The organism is Pontibacter deserti (assembly GCF_023630255.1).
Taxonomy (GTDB): Bacteria; Bacteroidota; Bacteroidia; order Cytophagales; family Hymenobacteraceae; genus Pontibacter; species Pontibacter deserti.
In genome coordinates this window covers 1-24,427 of sequence record NZ_JALPRS010000001.1, presented here as the reverse complement: position 1 = coordinate 24,427, position 24,427 = coordinate 1, and the positions used below count along the sequence as shown (strand labels likewise).

Here is a 24,427-nt window from a genome sequence, read left to right as displayed (position 1 = left end):
AATCTACGGTTCAGACAGAAATCCTGAAGTAATCAGAAAAATCGCCTTAATCACTAGTCTTACATACGCTCTGGTACGGCAATACCTAACAGGCTCATGCTCTCACGCACAAAACGGGCCACCATAGCTGACAGGGCAATTCTAAAGTTACGGGCCTGCTCGTCGGTTTCGTTGAAGATCGAGATCTCCTGGTAGAAACGGTTGTAAGCTTTAGCCAGCTCGTAAGCATAGTTAGCGATAACAGATGGTGCATGCAGTTTCCCGGCTTCTTCTATCACTGCGCCATAGTTTACCAACTGCGTAATTACGTCCTGCTCTGCCTCATGCATCGTCTCTACGTTGTCGAAAGACGTTACATCTACCTTCAGCCCCATTTCGCCAGCCTTACGAAGTATAGCTGCAATGCGCGCATGTGTATATTGTATAAACGGACCTGTATTACCACGGAAATCAATCGACTCCTGCGGGTTAAACAGCATGCGTTTCTTCGGATCTACTTTCAGCAGGAAGTACTTCAGGGCGCCCATTGCCAGCGTGTGGTATAGTTCCTTTGCCTGCTCCGGTGTAAAGCCTTCAATCTTACCCAGCTCCTCGGTCTGCTGACGAGCCGTATCGATCATTTCCTGCACCAGTTCATCGGCATCCACTACCGTACCTTCACGGGATTTCATTTTACCCGAAGGCAGGTCCACCATGCCATACGACAGGTGATAAATACCTTCTGCATATGGTTTGCCCAGCTTCTTCAGTACTGCCTTCAGTACCTGGAAGTGGTAATTCTGCTCATCAGCCACTACATAGATTGACTGATCATATGGAAAGTCGTTATACTTCAACTCGGCGGTACCCATGTCTTGGGTAATGTAAACCGATGTTCCGTCAGCTCTTAAAAGCAGTTTTTCGTCCAGGCCTTCATCTGTCAGGTCTACCCAAACAGAGCCATCTTCTTTCTTAAAGAAAACACCTTTCGCCAGGCCTTCTTCTACACGCTCTTTACCCAGCATATAGGTTTCCGACTCGTAGTAGAATTTATCAAAATCAACGCCGATGTTCTTGTAAGTCGCATCAAAGCCTTCGTACACCCAGCCGTTCATCTGCTTCCACAGGTCTACTACTTCTTTGTCGCCTTCTTCCCACTTACGCAGCATTTCCTGAGCCTCCAGCATCAGAGGAGCCTTCTTCTTGGCTTCCTCTTTGTCCATACCGTTTGCTGCCAGCTCGTCTATCTGCTCTTTGTAAGCCTTATCGAACTGCACGTAGTATTTACCGGCCAGGTGGTCGCCTTTTGTGTTGCTGCTTTGTGGTGTTTCGCCGTTGCCAAACTTCTGGTAAGCCAGCATCGATTTACAGATATGGATACCACGGTCGTTTACCAGGTTGGCTTTCATTACTTCGTGGCCGTTGGCTTTCAGTATTTCAGAAACAGAGTAACCTAAAAAGTTATTGCGCAGGTGGCCCAGGTGCAGTGGCTTGTTCGTGTTCGGCGACGAATATTCTACCATTACCTTTTTGCCGCTGGTATTGCCGTAGCCATACTTGTCGTTCTGCATCAGGTCGCGGAACAGGCGCATCCACTCGGTTTGCTCTACTTCCAGGTTCAGGAAGCCTTTTACCACATTAAAATCCTTTATCTCCGCAGCATTCTCTTTCAGGTACTCGCCCAGTGCCTGGCCAATCTGCTCAGGGCCTTTGCCAGCCTGTTTGGTATAAGGGAAAGTTACAAAAGTAAAAGAGCCGGCAAACTCCTTGCGCGTAGGCTGTAGGGCAATTTGTGCGGCATCAACTGAAATAGAAAAAAGAGCTTGCAGCGCCTGGCTGATCCGTTGGGCAATAGTAACTTGAAGTTGCATTAATGTATAGCTGTACTTTTAGATTCTTTGTGTAAGATGGCTTCGGTGGCAGTCTCCAGTATATCGAAGGCATTCTCAGCCATGGTGTTTTCAGTGTCTAGTGTAGGATTGATTTCGGTCATCTCGTAGCACACTACGCGCGGGTCCTGTAGCAGCAGGTAATTCAGTTCTTTCGCCTGGTCTACAGTTAAGCCAACTTCTACCGGAGTACCTGTTCCTTTAGAGAATTTGGAATCGAGGCTATCTACGTCAAAAGACACATATATAATATCGCAGTCGCGGAGGCGGTCTAAGACTTCGGCGGCTACCTGTGCTACACCTTTAGCATTCAGCTCATCATAGGTAAAATTCTTGATACCATATGTGGCCATCAGGTAATCTTCCGGCTCTTCAGTATCGCGCACTACAATGTAAACCAAGTGGTGTGGCTCCAGTTTAGGGCCGTCCACTCCCAGTTTTTTAAGCGAATTCCAGAAGAAAATGGTTTCCGGTTCCGGTTCGTTTATCTGTCGCTCCAGGTTATCGATGTTCAGGGCAGCGGCCAGGGGCATACCATGCATGTTACCCGAAGGCGAAGTATACGGAGAATGGATATCGGCGTGGGCATCGATCCAGATTACGCCCAGCGTTTTATCAGGATAAGCGGCTTTTATGCCGGCTATAGTTCCGTGTGCATTGGAGTGGTCGCCGGAAAGTACCAGCGGAAACATATCCATGGCAATTGTTTGCTCTACGGTATTGGCTATGTTTTTTTGTACAGTAAGTATACTATCAATCCGATGTGCGTTTGGGAACAGATCTTTATCGAAAAGTGTATAGTTTAGATCAGGTACTGAAACAGAGTTGAAACGTTTGAAATAGTCAGATCCTTTGTCCCAGCAGGCTACCCGCAGCGCATCAACGCCCATGCTGGCGCCGCGCGTGCCGGCTCCCAGCTCCGACCTCACTTCTATCAGTTTCACTTTTTTCATAGATTTTAAACAAACTTATTGCAAAGATGGTAAATAACGATCAATATTGCATATTTTCTTATACTACCATAACCTATAATGGATAAATATACCGACCTCATCCACCAGACATTCGACTTCCCTACAGACGAGTTTCAGGTGGAGAACAATGAGCTGCTTTTTAATGGTATTCCTTTAATGGATATCATCAAAAAATATGGCACTCCACTTAAATTAACCTACTTACCTAAAATAAGTTCTCAGATACAACGTGCCAAGAAGCTTTTCAACGAAGGCATCGAGAAACTGGATTATAAAGGTACTTATACTTATTGCTACTGCACCAAGGCTTCGCACTTCTCTTTTGTGCTGGAGGAAGCCCTGAAAAATGATATTCATATTGAAACTTCATCGGGGTACGATATGCAGATCGTGCGTGCGCTTTACAACAAAGGCAAGATCAGCAAGGACACCTATATTATCTGTAACGGCTTTAAGCGTGAGCGCTACCGCCACTGGATATCAGAGCTGATAAACGAAGGCTTTGTAAACTGCATGCCGATACTGGACCACCTGGGGGAAATTGATTACTATAAGGAACACGTAAAGGTAAAGACCAAAGTAGGTATACGCCTGGCATCAGACGAAGAGCCTAAATTTGAGTTTTATACTTCGCGCCTGGGTGTGCGCTACAACGACGTGATTGACCTGTACGAGCAGCAGATTAAGCCAGATGACAGATTTGAGCTGAAAATGCTGCACTACTTTATTAATACAGGTATAAAAGATACATCTTACTACTGGTCGGAGCTTAGCCGCTTTGTGCACAAGTACTGCGAGCTAAAGAAGGTGTGCCCGGAGTTGGATACTATTGATATTGGTGGTGGCTTCCCGATCAAAACTTCTATTCAGGTGGAGTACGATTACCGCTACATGACCGAGGAGATACTGCGTACCATTAAGCGAATTTGTACAGAAGAGGGAGTACCGGAGCCGAACATCTTTACTGAATTTGGTATTTTTACGGTAGGCGAAAGTGCGGCCAACATCTATTCTATACTTGATGAGAAGCTGCAGAATGATAAAGAGCTATGGTACATGATAGATGGTTCTTTTATCACCAACCTGCCGGATGCCTGGGCCCTGAACCAGCGCTGGCCACTGCTTTCTATTAACCATTGGGATAAGGAATACCGCAGAATACAGTTGGGTGGCATGACCTGCGACAGCCAGGATTACTATAACTCAGAGATGCACTCGTTCCAGGTGTTTTTGCCTAAAATACCTAAAGATGAGCCACTTTACATTGGTTTCTTCCATACGGGTGCCTACCAGGAGCAGCTAAGTGGTTACGGTGGAATTAAGCACTGCCTGATACCATCGCCGCAGCATATTCTGATAGACAGAGACGAGAACGGAGAAATAAAGACTTGGCAATTTGCGCCGGAGCAAACAAGTGAAGCGATGTTACGTATCTTGGGTTACGAAGTATAAGATAAACACTATTTTTAAGTTTTTTAGTTAGCGTCTTTTGCTTTTATTGTATTTCCCGTATTTTTGATCTACCATCGTTAAATATTCACCACCATGAAAAAGTTATTAGTATTCGGTACGCTTTGCCTTGCTATGGGTATGGCTTCCTGCAAAACCTACTGCCCGGCCTACAACTACAACCTGGGCAACGTAGAAAATCCTACTATAAAGGAAAAAGTAAGCGTATCGGCATCTAACGAGACTACTACCACTACGACACAACGCGTAAACGGCTAACCAACGCCACTTACCACCCTTAAAAATATAAAACCGGCTCTTAGGCCGGTTTTTTTATTTTGGGGGTATAGTTATAAGTTAACTACAAAATGATTGCGGGCAAATTACTTGTGAACTATTCCCCTCTTGAGAGGGGTTAGGGGTGTGTTTACTTATGAGAGAGCACATACCATACAAGCCATACCTGAAAGAACTAGCAAAGCAACTGCGTAACAACAGCACCCTAAGTGAAATACTTCTCTGGCAGGAATTAAAAGGCAGAAAAATGCTAGGCTATGATTTCCACCGCCAAAAGCCGTTAGATAGTTTTATAGTTGATTTTTACAGCAGTGAATTGAAGATAGCCATAGAAATTGATGGTGACAGCCATGACTATAGCTTTGCAGAAGATATGGAGAGACAGCGGCAACTAGAAAGTTTTGGCGTTCGCTTTTTACGTTTAACTGATTTGGAAGTAAAGCAAAATTTACCAAATGTATTGCGTACCATTGAGAGTTGGATATTAGAGCAGCAAAAGTAAACACACCCCTACCCCTCTCAAGAGGGTAATTAGCTTAGGTTGTTCGATCTTTCAATGCCAGCGTGGCAACGATTGTCTATCCTTTAAAACTAAAAAGTTACGTTATCCAGAAATACTCGTGCCGGTATTCCCAACCATTCTTGCTTTTTCTTATGGTATAACTATTTCCGCCACTCCCACTCGATATCCTGACATTATATAAATTTTTACTTCCTCCTATTTTACTAATTGGACTGAAGTGGATTTGCCTAAATTTTTTAAGCCCAAAGTCTTTTTGTGCTTTATACTCTTCTGTTGTAAGTATTATCAATCTGTAGTTACTTAAGCCAATACCTTGTATATTCTTATCATCACTCACAATCAAATAAGTAGAAGCATCGGAGCCTTTTAAGGCATACATAGCATACTTTAGCGGCATAAAGGGGATCGGGTAGAACAAATTATCAAGGGAGTTTGGGAAAAAATACACCTCCTCATAAATCTGAGTAAATTCTGTTCGTGGCAAACTAAAACGTGGGTTTGGATCCAAGCTATCAATCAACCCATCTCCATCTGAATCACTTTTCTTAGGGTTTAGCATAAATCTCTCTTCCTGCACGTCTGTTAGTCCATCCCTGTCTGAATCTGCTATAATGCTAGCAATGTTTATCTCAACCACTACACCATCCTGTACCAGGTCTAGTATCGAAAAAAAGTTTTCCTTTAAATGAAGATCCCGGGTATAAGCAGCTTCAATTTGAACGGTGTGAGTATCTTTAAATAATGGTACCTGAGAGTCCCATTTTAAATGTAGGGGCAAGCTTTGAGTTAAACCGGTGTAATACTTTTCCCAACGTTCTTGTTCAGGGTCATATAGAGCTAACCATACATCTTTACCTTGGCTATACCTTGAATCACGGTATAGAATGGCATGAGTGTTTCCAATTGATCCTCTTTTAATTACTTGAGTTTTAACAATCCCAGATGAGCCTATGGTATAGAAAAAGCTGTTGCGGTTGGGGTTTGGGATCATTGCCAGGTTCTTTTCTGGAGAATAGTGCGACAGATCCTGAAATGGAGTGTAGTTCCTGATTTTCCTGATCCTGATTTGTGGCAATGTATAGTTTAGCACCTTCGCCTTTGGCACAGGCCTGAACAACTCATCTAATTCTTCATCCTCTGAGTCCTCATGTTCTTGTGCACCAGCATTTATAGTTAAGAGCAGGATAAGCAACAGAAGTATATAGTTTCTCATACAGTAGATAAGTTTCAGCTTTTGATTTATACATCCCCCTTACAAACTATAACCTGCGCCGCCTCCCACAGATCTTTTACCTGCACCGGATATGTACCAACTTCATACTTATCACCAACAAGTATAGACTTCACTCCTACTTTCTCAGCAGCTTCCAGGTCTCGTAAAGAATCACCGACCATCCAGCTTTGGGCAGGGCCAATGTTATACTTAGCTATGGCGCGTTCCAGCATCAGGCTATCTGGCTTTCGGGAAAGAGATTCGGAATAATTAGGATGTGAGGGGGCGTAATAATGTGCATCTATCAGGTTACCACAGCTATTCTGCAGCTTCTGGTGGCAGGCCATTACATCGGTTTTGGTATATAATCCTTTGGCAATACCACCCTGGTTTGTAACCACTACCAGCAGGTAGCCGTTATTTTTCAGCAATGCCAACGCTTCGGGTACACCTGGCATCACTTCAAAATCATTCAATCGATACGTATAGTCGCCACGTTCGCGGTTCAATACACCATCGCGGTCCAGGAACACGCATTTTTGCTCAGGCATGTATAAGAATAAAGGTTTTAAATGCTAAAATAGAAAATAAAGCGTTTGCAAGAAGTATAATTTCTCAGCCGATGCCGTAAATATAAATAGGGTATCAGCAAAAAGGATGAAAATATAGTGCAATTATAAGAAGAATTATTACAGTAATAAGTGAGTAGTATGAGAGTGGCGATAATTGGTGCGGGTATTTCGGGGTTAGCGCTTGCTTATTACCTACAAAAACTGGGTATACCTTATGATCTTTTCGAAGCCGGGGAGCGTGTAGGCGGTAATATCCAAACAATACAGGAAAGTGGTTATCTGTTGGAGCTGGGTCCTAACTCATTGCAATCTACTCCTGAGTTACAGGCCCTGATCCGCGAACTTAAACTAGAACAGGAAGTTGTACCAACCGCACAGGCTGGCAACCACAGGTATATACTTCGTGATGGTTCTTATGAAAAGTTACCTACAAATCCTTTCTCGTTACTATCAAACAACTTCTTTTCCTGGAAAACCAAACTGCGCATACTTAAAGAAAAAGATGTACCGCCTGCTGATATTGACTATGAAACCATAACCCAGTTTTTCGAACGCCGCTTTGGCCCCGGAGTTATCGACTATGTTGTTAACCCTTATATATCAGGAGTATATGGCGGCGATCCCGAAAAGCTGCTTATCCATAAAGCATTCCCGATGCTGAAGGAAATGGAGACCCGCTATGGCTCTGTGCTGAAAGGGTTGATGCACCATAAAAGTGTTCATCTTACACATGAGAACATCTCTTTTGCCAACGGTATGCAAACCCTGCCTGAGGCTATTGCAGATAAATTAATCTCGCTGCATACCGGCCACCGGGTAGAAATGATTACCCGCAACCAGGGTAAATACATTATCAGCTGCTCTACCACCGGCGACCATGACAATGAAGAATATACTATGCTGGTGCTTGCCTTACCAGCCCTACCGGCAGCTGACCTTTTACATTATACTTTCCCGGGTATGGCAGCGGCTTTGCAGAATATACATTACCCACCTATGGCTATAGTGCATTCGGTGTATAACCGCCGCGATGTTAGCCATGACCTGGATGGATTTGGTGCACTGCATCCGAAGGCTGAATGTCCTTTTACGGTAGGTTCTATCTGGTCTAGTTCCTTGTTTGATGGCCGTTGCCGTCCGCATGAGGTGCTGGTTACCAGTTTTGTTGGTGGTGCGCAATACGAAGAAAACGCCCTGACAGATAAAGATAAACTACTGGATTGCGTGCACAAAGAGCTGGCAGAGAAGTATGGCATAACAACAGACAAACCTGTTTTTCAGCACATGCATTTTATGGAGCACTCTATTCCGCAGTATGACATGTACATAGAAGATGCCCACGAAATGGCAAAACAACTGGAGCAGGATGGCCTGTTTATAGCTGCAAACTGGCAGGCAGGAGTTTCGGTACCTAGTTGTATTCGCCATGCAAAAGAACTTGCTCACAAAATTAATTTAAAAAGGCCCACGCCATCAATAGCTGAATAGCTATATTTGTGGCATGAAAGAATCGTTGGTGATCATCCCAACCTATAATGAGCGGGAGAACATTGAGTCTATAGTTAGAAAAGTGATGTCGCTGACTCACCCCTTTCATCTTTTGATCATCGACGACAACTCACCAGACGGCACAGCCAACATTGTGCGCGACCTGCAGATTGAGTATCCTGAACGTTTACACCTGGAAACCCGCCAGGGAAAGTTAGGGCTTGGCACCGCTTACATTCATGGCTTTAAATATGCGCTGCGTAATGGCTATGAATTTATTTTTGAGATGGATGCCGACTTCTCGCACAATCCCGACGATCTGATAAAATTACATGACGCCTGTGCTTTGGATGGTTACGATATGGCCATCGGCAGCCGCTATATACAGGGCGTAAACGTGGTTAACTGGCCAATGAACCGTGTACTGATGTCGTGGTTTGCCAGTTTATATGTGCGCCTGATAACGGGTATGCCCATTGCCGACACTACGGCCGGGTTTAAATGCTATCGCCGCAAGGTGTTGCAAACCATACAGCTTAACAAAATCCGCTTTGTAGGGTATGCTTTCCAGATCGAGATGAAGTTCCTGACTTACAAGTATGGCTTTAAGATAAAGGAAGTACCGATCATTTTTACAGACCGTACCAAAGGCCAGTCTAAAATGTCGTCGGGTATATTTAAGGAGGCGGTACTGGGCGTGCTAAAAATGAAAGTTAACAGTTTCTTCCGCCACTTCGACCGGTACTAGCAGACAGATACCTGTCGTATCCGGCTTATATCCTGCTTTCCGGCACAAATTCATAGCACTTCGCTATATATCTACGCCTAAATGAAGTAACTTTACCCAAAAAGTAGCTTATCAGGTATAAGTTATAACCCGAATTGGCAGTAAGCCTCTGAATACTCTTTTTATGAGCGAGATATATTTCTGGATCTTCTTTAATGTTTTTGTTTTGCTTTTACTTGGCCTGGATCTGTTTGTGTTCCACCGAAAAGAGCATGAAGTTAAAATAAAGGAGGCGTTGCTTTGGAGCGTGTTCTGGATCGGGCTTTCGCTGGCATTCAACTTACTGATTTACTACTGGAAAGGCCCCGGCCCTGCACTTGAATTTCTTACAGGTTATTTAATTGAGAAGTCGCTGAGTGTTGACAATTTGTTTGTCTTTATCCTCATCTTCAACTTCTTTAAGGTTCCGACCAAATTTCAGCACAAGATCCTGTTCTGGGGTATTTTAGGGGCGCTAGTTTTCCGGGCTATATTTATACTTGTGGGTGTGGCGCTTATCGCTAAGTTCCACTTTATTATCTACATACTGGGTGCGTTCCTGGTATTTACAGGTATAAAAATGGCTTTCCAGAAAAGCGATGATGAGCTGCACCCTGAGCAGAACCCGTTCATTGTCTGGATCAGCCAGAAACTGCCTTTTACCAAGCATTCGGTGGGTGGTAAGTTCTTTACAAAAATAGACGGGAAGATTTTCGCAACGCCGTTGTTCCTGGTACTGATTATGGTGGAGACCACCGACATCGTTTTTGCTGCCGACTCCATACCTGCCATACTTGCCATCTCTAAAGATCCATTCATTGTTTATACTTCTAACGTATTTGCGTTGCTGGGCTTAAGAGCTTTATACTTTGCCTTGGCTGGTATCATGCAGCTGTTCCATTACCTGCACTATGGGTTATCGGTTATACTTGTATTTATAGGTTTTAAACTGCTGCTAAGCGATGTTTTCCACCTGGATATGCGCATTGCATTAGGTGTTGTGGGAGGTATACTTGCTATCTCAGTTATTGCATCGCTGCTGTTCCCGAAGAAGGATGATGAGCTGCCAAAACCACAGAATTTTGATAATAACCTGGATACAGATAAAAAATAATTTAAGCTTAAAAATTGCTTTTAAAAGAATTTATACTTTTACTTGCATCAATTAATACAACAAATGACGCTATTCTGCACAAATATGTATGCCAATATTTCCAAGGTCCAGCTTTGCGGGGCTCTGGTGGTAGACATTTGTGTATAGTATATATATACTTTAGCAATACCATAGAGAGCCCCGCCCACAAGCGGGGCTTTTTGTTTTGTATCACTTAAAACAATCAATCGAAAGGCTGTAAAGCCATTTTTAAAACAGTAATTTATTTTATGTAGTCATGAGAGCAAGTAAAACAACCATCAGTGCAGCACCGCAATCCAGCTTCAGGAATGCAAGCGGAAAGCCCGTGCTGATTGCTGGCCCATGCAGCGCCGAAAGCGAAACCCAGGTATTAGAAACTGCCCGTCTTCTGTATAATCTGCAGAACGTTTCTATTTTTAAGGCAGGTATCTGGAAATCTCGCACACGCCCAAATAGCTTTGCAGGTGTGGGTGCTACTGGTTTGCCATGGCTGCAAAAAGTAAAACAACAAACTGGTACGCGCCTGGCAGTGGATGTATCGAACGCACAACAGGCCGAAGAAGCCCTGAAGCACAGCATAGATATACTTTGCCTGAACGGGAGAGTAACTGTAAACCCCTATGCAGTAGAGGAAATTGCTGCTGTGCTGCGTGGTACTGCTACGCCAATACTGGTTAACAACCCCGTTTATCCGGATCTGGGTCTGTGGATAGGTGCTTTTGAAAGATTGCAGCAGGCAGGCTTAACTGATCTGGGTGCTATACATCGTGGCTTCTCCGGTGAAGACAAAGAACTGCTCTACCGCAACCAGCCTAAATGGGAGGTGATGCTGCAACTGCGCCAGGAGCTTCCGGAGTTGCCTGTACTTTGCGACACCAGCCATATTGCAGGTAAACGCAGCTTGTTGTACCCGGTAGGCCAGCGTGCCCTGGATTTAGGTATAGATGGTTTGTTGTTTGAGTCGCATGTTAGCCCGGCTACTGCCCTTAGCAGCCAGCAACAGCAGTTAATGCCGCAGGAACTGGGCTTGTTGATTAACGCCCTTAAAACCCGAGTAAAGCTGAGCGAAACAACCGAACTGGTGGAGCACCTGGATGCGCTAAGACAGGAAGTAGAAACGCTGGACCAGCAATTAATGGAGTTACTATTGCACCGCACTACTGTGGCAAGCCAGATGAGCAGCTACGGGTTAGGTGGTGCATCTCCTGCAGATCAGCTTCGCAAAAAGCAAGAGCAGCTTCATAGTTTGCTGCATCCGGTTAGCCCGCAGTTGGGAAGTATAACCACTACTGGCAGCGAGCCTACCAGCGCTGTAGCCTGACAACGCCTTGCGGTAAAACCGGAAGAAGTATGAATTATGAAACAGAAGGCACGTTTTATGGCAAAAGTGTGTTAAGTTGCAGCATCATCTGAAAAATTAAATTCTTGACATGAGTACTCCACTTTCACGTTTCCGCGCAGTTGCCTTATATGAAGGTATTTCGTTCCTGGTATTGTTGCTGATAGCTATGCCACTAAAGTATATGTTTGGTATACCTGAACTGGTTAAGTATGTAGGCTGGGCACACGGTGTATTGTTTGTGCTGTATGTAGCTACACTGGCACATGTGTTTTTTGCAGAGCGTTGGTCTATACTTAAAGCTATAGTTGCCTTTGCACTTTCATTTGTCCCGTTTGGTACCTTCTGGCTGGATAAAAAGCTGAAAGAGGAAGAACAAGCCAAATTAGCCCAGAAACGCGAAAAGCAAGCAGCTTAACCTATACTTACAGATAAAAAGCCACACTGGAAACGGTGGGGCTTTTTTTTGAGAGATACCCAGGTATAACTATAGCTGTTTTGCAGCACCCTTGCGTGCCGATGCCTGTGCGATGATACTGGCGATTACGAGCTGCAAGGCATGGTACAACATGATAGGTAAAAGTATAATACCAACCACATTGGCATCCGGGAAAAGTACTTTGCTCATAACCGTGCCATGCACCAGTGACTTTTTAGAACCGCAGAACACAGCAGTTATTTTATCTTCCCAGGTTAATTTAAGCAGTCTGCTGATGGCTGTAATGATGCCGTACACCACGAAGAACAGTGCCAGCATACCAAAGCTTAATCCCAGCACGTGCAGCAGACTAAATCCCCCAAACAGATTGCGGCTAAATGATTCACAGAAAGAAGAATAAACTATAAGCAGAATAATGCTCTGATCGAAGAACCGGATCCGGGCTTTATGCTTTTCTGCGAAGGCTCCGAAACGGCTATGCAGTATAACCCCAAGTATAACCGGCGCCAGCACCTGCAGTACCAGCTTCAGCATCACATCCTGCATATCTATACTTCCTGCTCCTGCCGAAAGAAAAAGACTCATCCAAAGAGGCGTAATAAAAACACCCAGTAAGCTCGAAATACTGGCATTAAAAATAGCAGCAGGCATATTTCCACCGGCCACCGATACCATCACCACAGACGATGAAACAGTAGAGGGAAGAGCCGCCAGATAAAATATCCCCATCCAGAGCAGATCAGAAGAATTGGCACCAACCACCTGCATAGCCAGCAACACCAATACCGGAAATAACACAAAAGTACTCAACTGCACCAGCAGATGCAGTCGCCAGTTGCTTAACCCGGCTTTTAACTTTTCAGGACTCAGGCGTAAACCATAGAACAGGAAAATGACGGATACACCTATATCTGTAATCGTACCTAGCGCCAGAGGCCCGTCTTTTAAGCCAACCTGCGGCCACAGGTAAGCCAAAACTATCATGAGCAGTAATGCCAGCAGGAACCAGTCTAAACCTAAACGGCCAGCCAGCTTATTTGCCCGAGGCAACAGTCCTATGCCATTTGCAGAAGTATGGTTCTTATTGTCTGAGCTCATCCTTATTGGTTGCTGTAAAGTATAACGGCCCTGCAAGTATTTTGCGGGGCCGTTACTTAATGCTTATAGTTGTGTCTTAAAAATCCAGCAGGTCAATTGTTTCCAGTTGGAATTCCGTAGTATCTACTTCTTCCACCTGGCTTGTATCCTGTGCTGTTACAATCAGGTCGCGGGCACGGCCATACAGCCTTACATTCGGGTACAGGTTCTGGTATTCAGCTTCTGATATCAATCCCCTGCGGCGCATAATGCCACCAATCAACCTATAGTAATAACCTTTCCAGCTGCGCAAGTTACCATAACTATCAAAAGAAGAACGGTAACGTTTCGGGCTCGGAATTATACTTGTCAGGAAGATAGCCTCGGCCAGGTTAAGTTCTGATGGCTGCTTGCCAAAGTAGAAACGCGAGGCATCTTTAGCGCCATATACGTTTGGTCCCCACTCAATTATGTTTAGGTATACTTCAAACATGCGACTCTTCGACACCAGGTCCAGGTTTTCTATCAGCCAGACAATGATCGCCTCTTCTACTTTTCGGGTTATGGTTTTGTGGCGTGTCAGGAACACGTTCTTTACCAGCTGCATCGAAATGGTACTGCCACCCCGCACAAACTCTCCTTCTTTCAGGTTAGCAATTATCGCCTGACGAAAAGCCTCTTCATGGAATCCGTTGTGGCTGTAAAAACCAGCATCTTCAGCGGTAAGTATAGCATTGCGCAAGTATGGTGAGATGGCTCCTATGCGTGAAAAGAAAGCGTTAGACGGACCAACTGTAAATGTTCTTACCGGTTTGCCATACTCATACACAGTGTGCACAAATGAGCCATTAATTTTCTGGATATTCGTTTTGCCCCACTTCACGATCTTGAAATCTTTGGAAGCTTCTAGGTCAGAGTTAAACTTCAGGTTATCCAGGCTATCCATATTTACATGGAAGCTCATATTATACTGTAACTCACCCTGAGCTTTTATTCCATCCAGGTTCTCAAACAAGCCTGTTGGCAATGACTCGAAAATGTTGTTGGCAGGTATAGCTTCTGTGTTAACCCTCAGGTCGATGATCTTGGAGGTAGCATTCTGGTAGCTGGCTTGCAGGTTGGCAACAGCTTTGTTTACACGTACTTCGGTTGGCTCATCAATGGAATAATAATCTTCCCCGATCGTTACCACATAGTCTACTGCTCCTTCATTAACGAGCACATCTTCAGTTGCAATTTTCGGGTGGTTTACTACCAGGTTCTCTACCATGGCACTCCCCTTCAGGGTAAGCCTGTCTTTTTTATAATTTTTATCTTCCAGGCTCAGGTGCAGCGTATCGAAGACAACTGTTCCGCCAAACTTTTCCTGCACATAGGGTAACTCAATACCTTTATTATCTGATGCATATAAACTGGCAGCTAATTTGTAATCTCCCGGGTCTATTGTTCCTCGTACCTGCATCCGGTTCACTATAGAATCCATCTGGATAGAAAGCTCAGTTTCGATGTTGCCATCATCCATTTTCATGAAAGGCATTTTAACATCTATTGTGCGGTTCGGTGATACGTAAGACACGTTCAGGTTCTTGAAATCTACCTGACCCGGTACGTTATCGAAAGTCGTTTCTATAAGTCGGTTTAGCAGTTCGCCATAGTTACGGCCTCCTTTTGCAGAGGTATCGGCCGGGGCGTCTTCATCAGATTTAAACAGGAAAGAGAAGTTATTTACATCACCGTTTTTGCGGGCAGTAAGGTACCCGTTAGCTACATCCAGTTTATCAAAAACAATTCGCCCTTTAAGTATAGACCGTAAACTTACCGAAGCATGCACACTATCAGTTACAAACAACGTGTCGCGCTCGTGGGGCACCAGCGAAATCCCGCTCAGCACCACAGAGTTCAGGTCCGTAAATTTTGCCTGCTGTATGGTAAAGTCTACAGGATATTTATTTTCGATCTTGGCTTCAACTCTCTTGATCGTGTATTCGAGTAACCTGCTCCGGAATGTAACAAGCAGTACGAGAAGGATGAGAAGCAACGACACAAAAATGCCTGCTCCAATTAATATTCTTTTTTTCAATCGCTGGTTCAAAATATTCGCTGCGAATTACGCTATTTAGATTCAGTATCTGAAATATAGGATCAGTTATTATACCCCTACAGATACGTTTGCCTGTATGTTTAATGTTATACACAAGCACATACGATAATGTACTTTTTTAGATATAGTTACTCTTGTATGCTTAAGCTATATCTTGTCTTTCACAAACGACACCCAAAGCTATAAATTTCAATGCAATTGGCGTACTATACCATTCCTGCTTATCTTTGAACAAAAACTATACCTCTGATGAATCTTACAACGCTTACTGCCATTTCGCCGGTGGATGGACGCTACCGCCGCAATACAACTGAGTTAGCCGCTTACTTTTCGGAGTTTGGCCTGATCCGTTACCGCGTGCTGGTAGAAGTTGAGTATTTTATCGCCCTTTGCGAATTGCCACTGCCTCAGTTACAGCAGGTAGATAAAAGCCTGTACCCGGCCCTGCGCGCCATGTATGAGCAGTTTACCGAACAGGATGCCCTAACTATAAAAGAGACAGAAAAAACTACTAACCACGACGTAAAGGCAGTTGAGTATTTTATAAAAGATAAGTTCGATCAGTTAGGTCTTGGCCAATATAAAGAGTTCATTCATTTTGGCCTTACCTCACAGGATGTAAACAACACAGCTATCCCTCTATCGTTGCGTGAGGCAGATGAGCGTGTGCTGCAGCCGATGTACCAGCAGTTACACCAAACGTTGGCTGAGCTTGCACAGCAATGGAAAAATATACCGATGTTAGCACATACCCATGGTCAGCCGGCCTCTCCTACCCGTTTGGGAAAAGAGATAATGGTATTTGCTGAGCGACTGGTACAACAAATGGATCTGCTGCGACAGGTGCCGTTTTCGGCAAAGTTCGGCGGTGCAACTGGTAACTTTAACGCACATTATGTGGCTTACCCAACTATAAACTGGCCGGAATTCGGAAACAGGTTTGTGCAGGAATGTTTGGGCCTGCGCCGCAGCCAGTATACTACCCAGATAGAGCATTACGATAACCTGGCCGCATACTTTGATGGACTGAAGCGCCTGAACACCATTTTGATAGACTTCTCGAGAGATGTGTGGCAGTACGTATCGATGGGCTACTTTAAACAGAAGATAAAAGCCGGTGAAGTAGGTTCATCAGCAATGCCGCACAAAGTTAACCCGATTGATTTCGAGAATGCAGAAGGTAACTTAGGTATAGCTAATGCTATTTTAGAACACTTATCGGCCAAGCTCCCAATTTCAAGACTACAACGCGACCTTACGGATTCTACGGTTTTAAGAAATGTAGGCGTGCCGCTGGCGCATATTGTAATTGCGTTAAAATCGCTGGAGCGTGGCATTGGCAAACTGGAACTGAACGAGGCTGCACTAACCCAACACTTAGAAGATAACTGGGCTGTTGTGGCAGAAGGTATCCAAACTATACTTCGCCGGGAAGGTTACCCACAACCCTACGAAGCCCTGAAAGCATTAACCCGTAAAAACGAAAAGATAACGGCCCAAACCATCAGCAGCTTTATAGATACCCTGCAGGTGAATGAAAGTATAAAAGCTGAACTAAAGCAGATAACACCATACAGTTACACCGGTGTAGATCTTATATAATTTAACCTCATAAAAAAGCCCCGGCTATAGTAGTAGCCGGGGCTTTTTTATGCCCTTTTCTTTCCGGCAACTACAGGTATTTATACTTGGTATATATAGTTTATAGCTAAATCTCGTTTAACTATAGTTTACCTTTTGCTAACTATAGCGCTATGGAAAAATACTTACCTTATGCCGTACTGCTTTTCCGGATCACGCTGGCGGTTACTTTACTCGCTGCTGTTGCTGATAAGCTGGGCTATTGGGGAGAACCAGGAACACCGAACATCATCTGGGGCAACTGGGATAGCTATGAGAATTACCTGCAATCTGTAATTCCATTACTGCCAAAAGGCATAACAGAAAATCTGGCGGTCGCGGTAACTACCCTGGAAGTGGTATTGGCGCTGATGTTGCTCTTCGGGTTTAAAGTACGCTGGGCAGCTGTCGGGTCAGGAATTTATACTTTACTACTCGCTATTGCCGCCCTTGTTTTTGTTGGTGTAAAAGCTCCTTTCAACCTTAATTTGTTTGTTACCTTCGGTGCCAGTGTTCTTCTTGCCTGTTGCCCTATTTATAAGTTTACAAGGCATGGCATTAAAAAGCGTAGCACCTATCATCCTTACTAAATAGCTTCTGTTATTACTTCCGGCTTCAGATCGTGGTTCAGGAAATTGGCTTTATACTTTATCGGCCAGCTTGTAAATAGCATCTGTGAAAGTGGCCCAACTGAAACGTTGCTTATATTCCCGGATATTCTGCTCAAACTGCGCTTGCTTGCCAGAACTATAAAAATCCAGAATAGCATCGGCTATAGTTTCAGGTTTCGGCTCTACCACATATCCGACCTCTCCGGCAGGTACCAGCTCCGCCAGGCCACCTACATTGGTAACTACCATTGGTTTGTTAAAATGATAGGCTACCTGCGTTACACCGCTCTGGGTAGCATGTTTGTAGGGCTGCACCACCAGGTCGGCTGCACAGAAGTAATGGCGTACAGCAGCATTAGGTATAAAATCAGTGCGAAGTATAAGCTGGTCCTTTAGGTTGTAGCGTGCTATCAGTTGATGATACGGTGCAGCATCTTCGTAAAACTCCCCGGCTACAATCAGCTTTATATCTTCCCTGTTTTGTAAACGCTCGTCGGCAATTGCCTGCAGCAGCAGGTCCAATCCTTTATAAGCCCTGATAAACCCAAAGAACAGCAGGTAGTTATGCTTTGGATCAAGACCTAAAGCAGCACAGGCCTCTGCCTTTGTTTCAATTGCCCCAAAATTATCATATAGCGGGTGTGGTAAGTATAGATTAGGCTTGTGCGGTTCAAAGCGTTGCAGGTCCTGCTGTACTGATCTGGACATAGTAATAAAGCCGTGGCAGGCACTCAGGAAATATTTGGTAAACGAGACATCACCGGGGCGTTTTTCATGTGGCACCACATTATCAGTAATAGCCAATACGCGGCTATACTTGTTTCTGCGGATAATACGAGCAATTGTTCCTAATGCCGGACCCATAAACGGCAACCAGTACCTGAAAATAACAAGGTCAGGCTTCTGCTTTCGGATATAGTTGCCCGTTTCAAACCAACTGATCGGGTTAATAGAATTGATGAGCACCTTTATGCGTAGTCCTTCGGGTGCAGGCTCATCAGAATACTGACTTTTACCCGGGAAAAGAAATGAGGGGTATTGTAAGCTAAATGTTACGATCTCCACATCATCCCCATTCTCCTGGAAAGCCTGCGCCAGACGCTCGTTAAAAGTAGCCATACCACCACCGCGCAATGGGTGTGCCGGCCCAACTATAACGATGCGCCTTGCCATTATACTTTCAGGGCTCCTACCCGGTCGCGCACCAGGTATTCGTTCTTTTTGCTGGCTGACATGGATATCATTTCGGCCAGAAAACCGGCCAGGAACAGCTGTACCCCAAGTATAACCGCCACTAAAGCCAGGAAAAACAAAGGTTGATCTACAATATCACGCACACGGCCGCCTGAGTATAAGCCCAATAACTTTTGTACGATCAGCCAGATTGTAATTCCCAAACCAACCACGAACATCAGGGTGCCCATAGTTCCGAAAAAGTGCATCGGGCGTTTCTTGAAGCGGCTGACAAAAGTAATGGAAAGTAAATCCAGGAAGCCATAAACAAAACGCTCCAGACCAAACTTAGTTGTGCCATACTTGCGCTCTTGGTGCTGTACTACTTTTTCACCTATTCTGGTAAAGCCGCTCCACTTAGCTATAACCGGAATATAGCGGTGCATTTCGCCGTGCACTTCTATACTTTTAACTACCAGCTGGCGGTATGCTTTCAAGCCACAGTTAAAGTCGTGCAGTTGTATGCCCGATAGCTTTCGGGTTGCAGCGTTAAATAATTTTGTAGGGATAGTTTTGCTCAACGGATCAAAGCGCTTTTGCTTCCAGCCGCTCACCAGGTCATACTTCTGGTGTTTGATCATGTCGTACAGTGCAGGAATCTCATCTGGGCTGTCCTGCAGGTCGGCATCCATGGTAATTACCACTTCACCGGCGCAACGCTCAAAGCCCATGTGCAAGGCAGCAGATTTGCCGTAGTTGCGGTTAAAACTAATGCCTTTGATGGTATTGTCTTCAGCACTTAATTCCTGAATAACTTCCCAGGAACGGTCGGTGCTACCATCATCCACAAGTATAACTTCATAAGAAAACTCGTGCGCATGCATCACACGTCGGATCCAGCGCACAAGTTCTGGCAGCGACTCCTCCTCGTTAAAGAGCGGAACTACTACCGAAATATCATAAGGGTATTGCATTTTTATTCGAACTCTGGCCTGTTATGCTTCATGATGGCAGAGATGATCAAAGATAATAGAAAACCAACTACAACCGCACCTATCAGGCCACCTAAAATCATACCGAGCGGTCCCTGAAAGCTTTCTGTCATTGCCATTCCGGCGTCAATCTGCTCATCGGTCAATCCCTGATCCAGCATGGCTTCACGCTGCTTTTCCATCATGCGGTCCATATATCCGGTATCAACAAAGGAAGTATAGATCCACACGAAGATTCCAGATAATAAACCAAACACCGCAGACACCAATGTACCTATACCTAGGCCCTGCCCATAAGACATGTAACCATAGTTGATGTTTTTATACTGTTTCATGGCCAGAACTATACCTGCAATAAGGATAAGGTAGGATAAGCCCGATAGCCATCTGTTATCACCCAGATCAGCTACCATGATGATTAATGTATAAACAACACCTACCAGTGCCGTAATAAAGCCATACTTAAGCGCTACCGAAGTAACAGAAGGTTGAGTTTCAGTCATGATTTTATAGTTTAAGGTTAAGTTTACTTTCTAAAATAAACAGCTGCAACCAGTGCAAAAACCATCCCTCCCAAAAACCTTCTTATGAAATCGCCAGCTGCTAATGATGATGGTGTTGTAGTTACAGCCGCTTTGTAAGCTTCCTGGTACCATTTCTCACCAAATAATTTTACCTGCTCTTCGCGTCCGGTTTCCAACATCATTTTCATCTCTTCTATATGCTGCTGCAATAGTTCAGGGCCGGCTATATAAGTGAGTATAAAAACCAGCATAGAAGCACAAAGAGCTGTATAAAAAGTAATGGAAGCTCCTACACGAAGCCCTCTCAGGAAGCCGATCTCGGTGTCGTTAAACTTTTTGTAATACCGTATTCCCATAAAAATGGCAAATGGTATAGGTATAAAACTATAGCGGCCATAGTCGCCGAATGGATTCAGCCCGAGAAAGTATAACAGCAGAACTATAGCAAAGCATACTACCCCACCCGTAACGCCGTAGCGTATACCAACTCTTATTATTGCTTGATTAAACATGTATGCAGGTTATACTACAGCAACTATAGTAATTAACTGTAATATAGAGATAAATTTATTAATAAAATTAATTTAACACCAGTTGCCCCTTATGGATGATACCAATTACTTTACCGGTAAGCTGCTGCCCGAAGAACGGACTGTTTACGCCTTTTGACCGGGAGGTATTCTCTTGTGGTGTCCACTGCTGCTTTGGATCAAAAATAGTAAGATTGGCTAACTCTCCTTCGGCAATCTGAGGCTGTGGTAACTGTAATATTTTACGAGGTATAGTGGTCAGCTTCTCAATGATCGTTTCTAAAGGTACGGCATCTCTTAAAGTAGTATTCGCTACTGCAAAAGCAGTTTCAAGGTTTATAATCCCAAACTCTGCCAAGTCAAATTCGAGCTTTTTAGCTTCTGTGTCGTGTGGCTGATGCCCTGATACAATCGCATCTATCGTTCCGTCTGCCAATCCTAACTTAATTGCTTCAGCGTCTGTAGCACTCCGGAAAGGTGGGTTAACTTTATAGTTTGTATCGAAGGGTAACATGGTATCATCAGTAAAGGCAGCTTGGTAACTCGCTACATCACAAGTTACATGTAAGCCATCTGCTTTTGCCTTTCTTATACTTTCGATAGCCTTTGCAGTAGATATTAAGGAGAAATGAAGTTTACCACCTGTATAGGCCAGCAGTTGGAGGTCGCGGGCAACCATAGTTTCTTCGGCCAGCGCTGGCATTCCTTTAAGGCCAAGTTTAGTACTGGCTATTCCTTCGTGCATCTGCCCAAAAACAGTGAGCCTAGTATTTTCAGGTCTATTCAAAAGCAGACCATCAAACAACTGAAGGTATTGTAGCGCTTTTACCATTACTTCAGCCCCTTGTATAGGATGGGTTCCGTCTGTAAAAGCTACAGCTCCTGCCTGTTTCAGGTCAATCATTTCTGTTAGCTCTTTGCCTTCTGCTTCCATTGTTACGGCGGCAGTTGGATGCAGTGTAACCGGCAAATAAACGGATCTGTTCTTTAAATAGCTGATGGCTCCTTTTGTCTGCACAACCGGCTCTACATTTGGCATACAAAGCACTTCTGTAAAGCCGCCTGCAGCGGCAGCAAATGCCAGGCTCTGCAGGTCTTCTTTATGCTCCAGCCCTGGTTCGCCTGTAACAGCGTACATATCTGCCCAGCCTACCGAAACACATAAATGATCTGATGTTATTATATGATCTGCCTGCTTCTCGTCAGGACCAATGTAGGTGATCTTTCCCTGCTCAATTAAGATATTTTGCCGTTGCAGGTGAAGTTCTGAAGTTGGATTATAGATGGTAGCGGCTCTTAGGAAAACGTTCATGTCAGAGAAATCTAATAAGGGCTATTTCGGCCATCAGGAAAAACAGACACAATATTAGACAATATTTCCAAAGCTTCACGCCAAAATATCGTTTTTCAAATTCATTCTTAACCGAAAAGGCATCACCATAATCATATACGTGTATATTTTTCCTGTCCGTACCTATTATACTGCGCAATTCTTCAGGTGTATACTGCTCTAAATGTGATTCGCGGTTATCGTAATTAAAAGCAACCGTACCTGCAGTTTTACCATTTAAGGTTAGCTTATAAATGCCCGCTTCATTTAGATCAGGAGGTATATTCAAGTATAAGTTACCTCCTCGTATTTGTTGTTCAGGTATAAACGATAGACTGTCTTTTTCTAACTTATATATGCCTTCTCCTTCAGAGGTAAGTGAGATCGTTAATTTTATAGTATTCGCGCTTAAAGTATAGGCCAGCTGCTGTTCCTGCTTATAGCTACTTATCGCAATCTTATACATTACTGGTAACAATAATGCATGATTAACAAAGGTATTATGATCTTCGTGTAAAGGAGCTGCCATCAAATATACTTGCCCTTGGCCCCGATCAAACCTGGAAATAAAAGGAACGCCACCCCTATACTTTAAAATATTATCCGAAGCACGGGACCAAGTCATGCTCCTGACAGCAGAAGGCATCTGCATTTTTCTATCGTAATCAGCAAAAATTCCCCTGAAAAATGGGTTATCAGCTGCGGGTGCTACTAAGTCAGATTTGATTCCAGATGATGCTGCTACTCGTGCCGGGATCCCGGCTGCGTTAAACAAACCATCATATCCATTTATATCACTGCTGGCGGGAGGTATGATCATCAAAGTACCTCCCTCCTGTATATAATTAGATATAGTAGTTGCCAAAGCATTACTTATATCTTTTAAGCCATTTAAAATAATAATATCTGCTTCACCAGAACGGGAATAATTAACACCACTTGTTTGATATTTTGTATACCTGAACAACCGCTCCTTGCTAAAGAGATTTTCAAGGTCTAAATTATTACCATCTGTAATCTCAACGATGTGTATAGTTTGAGAGGGTTTAAGCACAAAATAATAGGTGTTGTCAAATTCAACAGGATAATCATCTACAGCTAAATAGGCTAAACTACTTCTGTTACTGCTAACCTTGAAACTTATAACAGCTTCCGTAGCCTGATTGGCAGGTAAATCAACACTTAAAGCAGCAACTTGCTGCTCATCTATTATCAATTTTAGAGGTATATCATGTATACTTTCAGACCCGGCATTTTGAATGATAACATGTAAAGTACTCTCACCACCTGCTCTTATGAAAGCATCTTCAAGATAGACTGTGTCTATGTAAACATTTGCTATACTTCCAGACTCAAGGGGTAACAAATGAACTTGTGTCACACTATCAAACTGATTTACTGAAGAAGGGGTAAAGTTATTCTTCTGAAAATCTGAGAAAAAAAAGAAATGACCACCACTGCTTTTAAACTTGCCCTGGGACTTAGAGGAAAAATCTAAATTATCTAGAGCAGCTCTTGCGTCAGCTGGTGAAGGAAATTTACTTACTGAAATGCTATTGTTATCTAAAATGGAGAAAGAAGCAGCAGGAGGGAAAAGATCAAAAACAGTTTTTGCTTTATCAACAGCAAAAGTAAGAAGGGCCATATCTCTTTCAGCATGCAAATTCTGCATACTATAGGAGTTATCAATCATTACAGAAACATCCTTATCAGACGTAGGCACAGCAGCAGATCCAGGAAGAAAAGGCTGAGCAAAGGCCAAAACTAAAAAGGTAATAAAGCAGATCCTGCATAAAAGAATTAGAAGCTCTTTAAGCTTACGCTGACTGGCAGTAACCTCCTGAGAAGCTTTAATAAACCTAACATTACTGAACTGTACCCGTTTTGCTCTTCGCAGCTGCACTAAATGAAGTATAACAGGTATAGCAGCCGCTGCTAAAGCAAATAAGAAAGAAGGATAAAGAAAAGCCATGAATCAAGTTAGACAGGAAATACCAAACAAACAACGGGTATAATACCAATCTAGTACGGTATGAAGTATAAAATGATTACTATAAATGAGGCGAAAGATTGAAGACTAAAACTATTTAGCTAAAGCTCTAATCATATAAATAGTCAGATTCTCTTTATCATCCCCTTCATCCCAAGCCGGGGCTGTTTAGCTCACAGCCGCAGGCAGTTGTATAGCTGCTAATGCAAGGCTTGGTTCTGTCAAGGAGAGGCTTTGCTTAGACGGCAGAAGCGCCAGCCACTCGCTACCACTTTAGACTAAAGCCGGTAGCCCGGGAGCGGGCGTGGAGAGGGGCTTTAAACGCAAACACCCCGCTCTATTGCTAAAGCGGGGTGTTGCAAGATAGGGTTGGCGGCCACCTACTCTCCCGGGTGTGACCCCAGTACCATCGGCGC

General features: G+C 43.9%; 22 protein-coding genes. 10 read left to right on the top strand and 12 right to left on the bottom strand.

Annotation, left to right across the window (positions count from 1 at the left end):
• Window positions 1–59: 59 nt before the first annotated feature.
• Together argS and rocF are read right to left on the bottom strand one after the other, a co-directional pair.
• Window positions 60–1,850 (bottom strand): arginine--tRNA ligase, encoded by a 1,791-nt coding sequence (gene argS / locus MJ612_RS00110; RefSeq protein WP_187028304.1) that lies wholly within the window; start codon window positions 1,848–1,850, stop codon window positions 60–62.
• Window positions 1,850–2,821, bottom strand: a complete 972-nt coding sequence (gene rocF, locus MJ612_RS00105; RefSeq protein WP_187028302.1) for an arginase — start codon at window positions 2,819–2,821, stop codon at window positions 1,850–1,852. Before rocF ends, argS begins: the two co-directional genes overlap by 1 nt.
• A gap of 78 nt (window positions 2,822–2,899) precedes the next feature.
• Between rocF and MJ612_RS00100 the strand changes: the two genes are divergently transcribed.
• The 3 genes from MJ612_RS00100 (at window position 2,900) to MJ612_RS00090 (ending at window position 5,090) form a co-directional block, all read left to right on the top strand.
• Window positions 2,900–4,294 (top strand): type III PLP-dependent enzyme domain-containing protein, encoded by a 1,395-nt coding sequence (locus MJ612_RS00100; RefSeq protein WP_187028301.1) that lies wholly within the window; start codon window positions 2,900–2,902, stop codon window positions 4,292–4,294.
• A gap of 93 nt (window positions 4,295–4,387) precedes the next feature.
• Entirely contained in the window at window positions 4,388–4,570 is a 183-nt protein-coding gene (locus MJ612_RS00095; RefSeq protein WP_187028299.1) for a hypothetical protein, read from the top strand.
• 154 nt (window positions 4,571–4,724) lie between these two features.
• Window positions 4,725–5,090 carry an endonuclease domain-containing protein gene (locus MJ612_RS00090; protein WP_187028297.1) on the top strand — a complete coding sequence of 122 codons (366 nt, stop codon included), beginning with the start codon at window positions 4,725–4,727 and terminating at the stop codon, window positions 5,088–5,090.
• Window positions 5,091–5,187: 97 nt separating this feature from the next.
• Here the strand turns inward: MJ612_RS00090 and MJ612_RS00085 are convergent, their stop codons facing one another.
• Complete coding sequence (locus MJ612_RS00085) at window positions 5,188–6,324, bottom strand: hypothetical protein (RefSeq protein WP_187028296.1); 1,137 nt, start codon at window positions 6,322–6,324, stop codon at window positions 5,188–5,190.
• A 26-nt stretch (window positions 6,325–6,350) separates the two neighbouring features.
• Window positions 6,351–6,875, bottom strand: a complete 525-nt coding sequence (locus MJ612_RS00080) for a D-glycero-alpha-D-manno-heptose-1,7-bisphosphate 7-phosphatase (protein ID WP_187028294.1) — start codon at window positions 6,873–6,875, stop codon at window positions 6,351–6,353.
• Between the two features lie 159 nt (window positions 6,876–7,034).
• Here MJ612_RS00080 and hemG point away from each other — a divergent pair, with 159 nt between their 5' ends.
• From hemG to MJ612_RS00055, 5 genes are all read left to right on the top strand, one after another.
• Entirely contained in the window at window positions 7,035–8,384 is a 1,350-nt protein-coding gene (gene hemG / locus MJ612_RS00075) for a protoporphyrinogen oxidase (RefSeq protein ID WP_187028292.1), read from the top strand.
• Window positions 8,385–8,397: 13 nt separating this feature from the next.
• Entirely contained in the window at window positions 8,398–9,132 is a 735-nt protein-coding gene (locus tag MJ612_RS00070; protein ID WP_187028290.1) for a polyprenol monophosphomannose synthase, read from the top strand.
• A 163-nt stretch (window positions 9,133–9,295) separates the two neighbouring features.
• Window positions 9,296–10,264 carry a TerC family protein gene (locus MJ612_RS00065; RefSeq protein ID WP_187028288.1) on the top strand — a complete coding sequence of 323 codons (969 nt, stop codon included), beginning with the start codon at window positions 9,296–9,298 and terminating at the stop codon, window positions 10,262–10,264.
• A gap of 277 nt (window positions 10,265–10,541) precedes the next feature.
• Window positions 10,542–11,606 carry a 3-deoxy-7-phosphoheptulonate synthase gene (locus tag MJ612_RS00060; protein WP_187028286.1) on the top strand — a complete coding sequence of 355 codons (1,065 nt, stop codon included), beginning with the start codon at window positions 10,542–10,544 and terminating at the stop codon, window positions 11,604–11,606.
• A gap of 109 nt (window positions 11,607–11,715) precedes the next feature.
• On the top strand, window positions 11,716–12,042 hold the full coding sequence (locus tag MJ612_RS00055; protein WP_187028284.1) for a DUF3817 domain-containing protein: 327 nt from the start codon (window positions 11,716–11,718) through the stop codon (window positions 12,040–12,042).
• A gap of 69 nt (window positions 12,043–12,111) precedes the next feature.
• Here the strand turns inward: MJ612_RS00055 and MJ612_RS00050 are convergent, their stop codons facing one another.
• Both MJ612_RS00050 and MJ612_RS00045 read right to left on the bottom strand, forming a co-directional pair.
• Window positions 12,112–13,161, bottom strand: coding sequence for a bile acid:sodium symporter family protein (locus MJ612_RS00050; protein ID WP_187028282.1), 1,050 nt, complete (start codon window positions 13,159–13,161; stop codon window positions 12,112–12,114).
• A 76-nt stretch (window positions 13,162–13,237) separates the two neighbouring features.
• Window positions 13,238–15,220, bottom strand: coding sequence for a transglycosylase domain-containing protein (locus MJ612_RS00045; protein ID WP_187028281.1), 1,983 nt, complete (start codon window positions 15,218–15,220; stop codon window positions 13,238–13,240).
• 270 nt (window positions 15,221–15,490) lie between these two features.
• Here MJ612_RS00045 and purB point away from each other — a divergent pair, with 270 nt between their 5' ends.
• Window positions 15,491–16,843: an adenylosuccinate lyase gene (gene purB / locus MJ612_RS00040; RefSeq protein WP_187028272.1), complete on the top strand. Its 1,353-nt coding sequence runs from the start codon at window positions 15,491–15,493 to the stop codon at window positions 16,841–16,843.
• A 152-nt stretch (window positions 16,844–16,995) separates the two neighbouring features.
• A complete protein-coding gene (locus MJ612_RS00035) occupies window positions 16,996–17,451 on the top strand; it encodes a DoxX family protein (RefSeq protein ID WP_187028270.1) in 456 nt (151 codons plus the stop codon).
• A 51-nt stretch (window positions 17,452–17,502) separates the two neighbouring features.
• Here MJ612_RS00035 and MJ612_RS00030 read toward each other — a convergent pair whose 3' ends face one another.
• The 6 genes from MJ612_RS00030 to MJ612_RS00005 form a co-directional block, all read right to left on the bottom strand.
• A complete protein-coding gene (locus MJ612_RS00030; RefSeq protein ID WP_187028268.1) occupies window positions 17,503–18,645 on the bottom strand; it encodes a glycosyltransferase in 1,143 nt (380 codons plus the stop codon).
• Window positions 18,645–19,619 (bottom strand): glycosyltransferase family 2 protein, encoded by a 975-nt coding sequence (locus MJ612_RS00025; protein WP_187028266.1) that lies wholly within the window; start codon window positions 19,617–19,619, stop codon window positions 18,645–18,647. The genes MJ612_RS00030 and MJ612_RS00025 overlap by 1 nt, the downstream gene beginning before the upstream one ends.
• A gap of 2 nt (window positions 19,620–19,621) precedes the next feature.
• On the bottom strand, window positions 19,622–20,140 hold the full coding sequence (locus MJ612_RS00020; protein WP_187028264.1) for a DUF4199 domain-containing protein: 519 nt from the start codon (window positions 20,138–20,140) through the stop codon (window positions 19,622–19,624).
• 23 nt (window positions 20,141–20,163) lie between these two features.
• Entirely contained in the window at window positions 20,164–20,673 is a 510-nt protein-coding gene (locus MJ612_RS00015) for a DUF4199 domain-containing protein (protein ID WP_187028262.1), read from the bottom strand.
• 67 nt (window positions 20,674–20,740) lie between these two features.
• On the bottom strand, window positions 20,741–22,003 hold the full coding sequence (locus MJ612_RS00010) for a dihydroorotase (protein WP_187028260.1): 1,263 nt from the start codon (window positions 22,001–22,003) through the stop codon (window positions 20,741–20,743).
• A 1-nt stretch (window position 22,004) separates the two neighbouring features.
• Entirely contained in the window at window positions 22,005–23,993 is a 1,989-nt protein-coding gene (locus MJ612_RS00005; RefSeq protein WP_250418992.1) for a BatA domain-containing protein, read from the bottom strand.
• Between the last annotated feature and the right edge of the window lie 434 nt (window positions 23,994–24,427).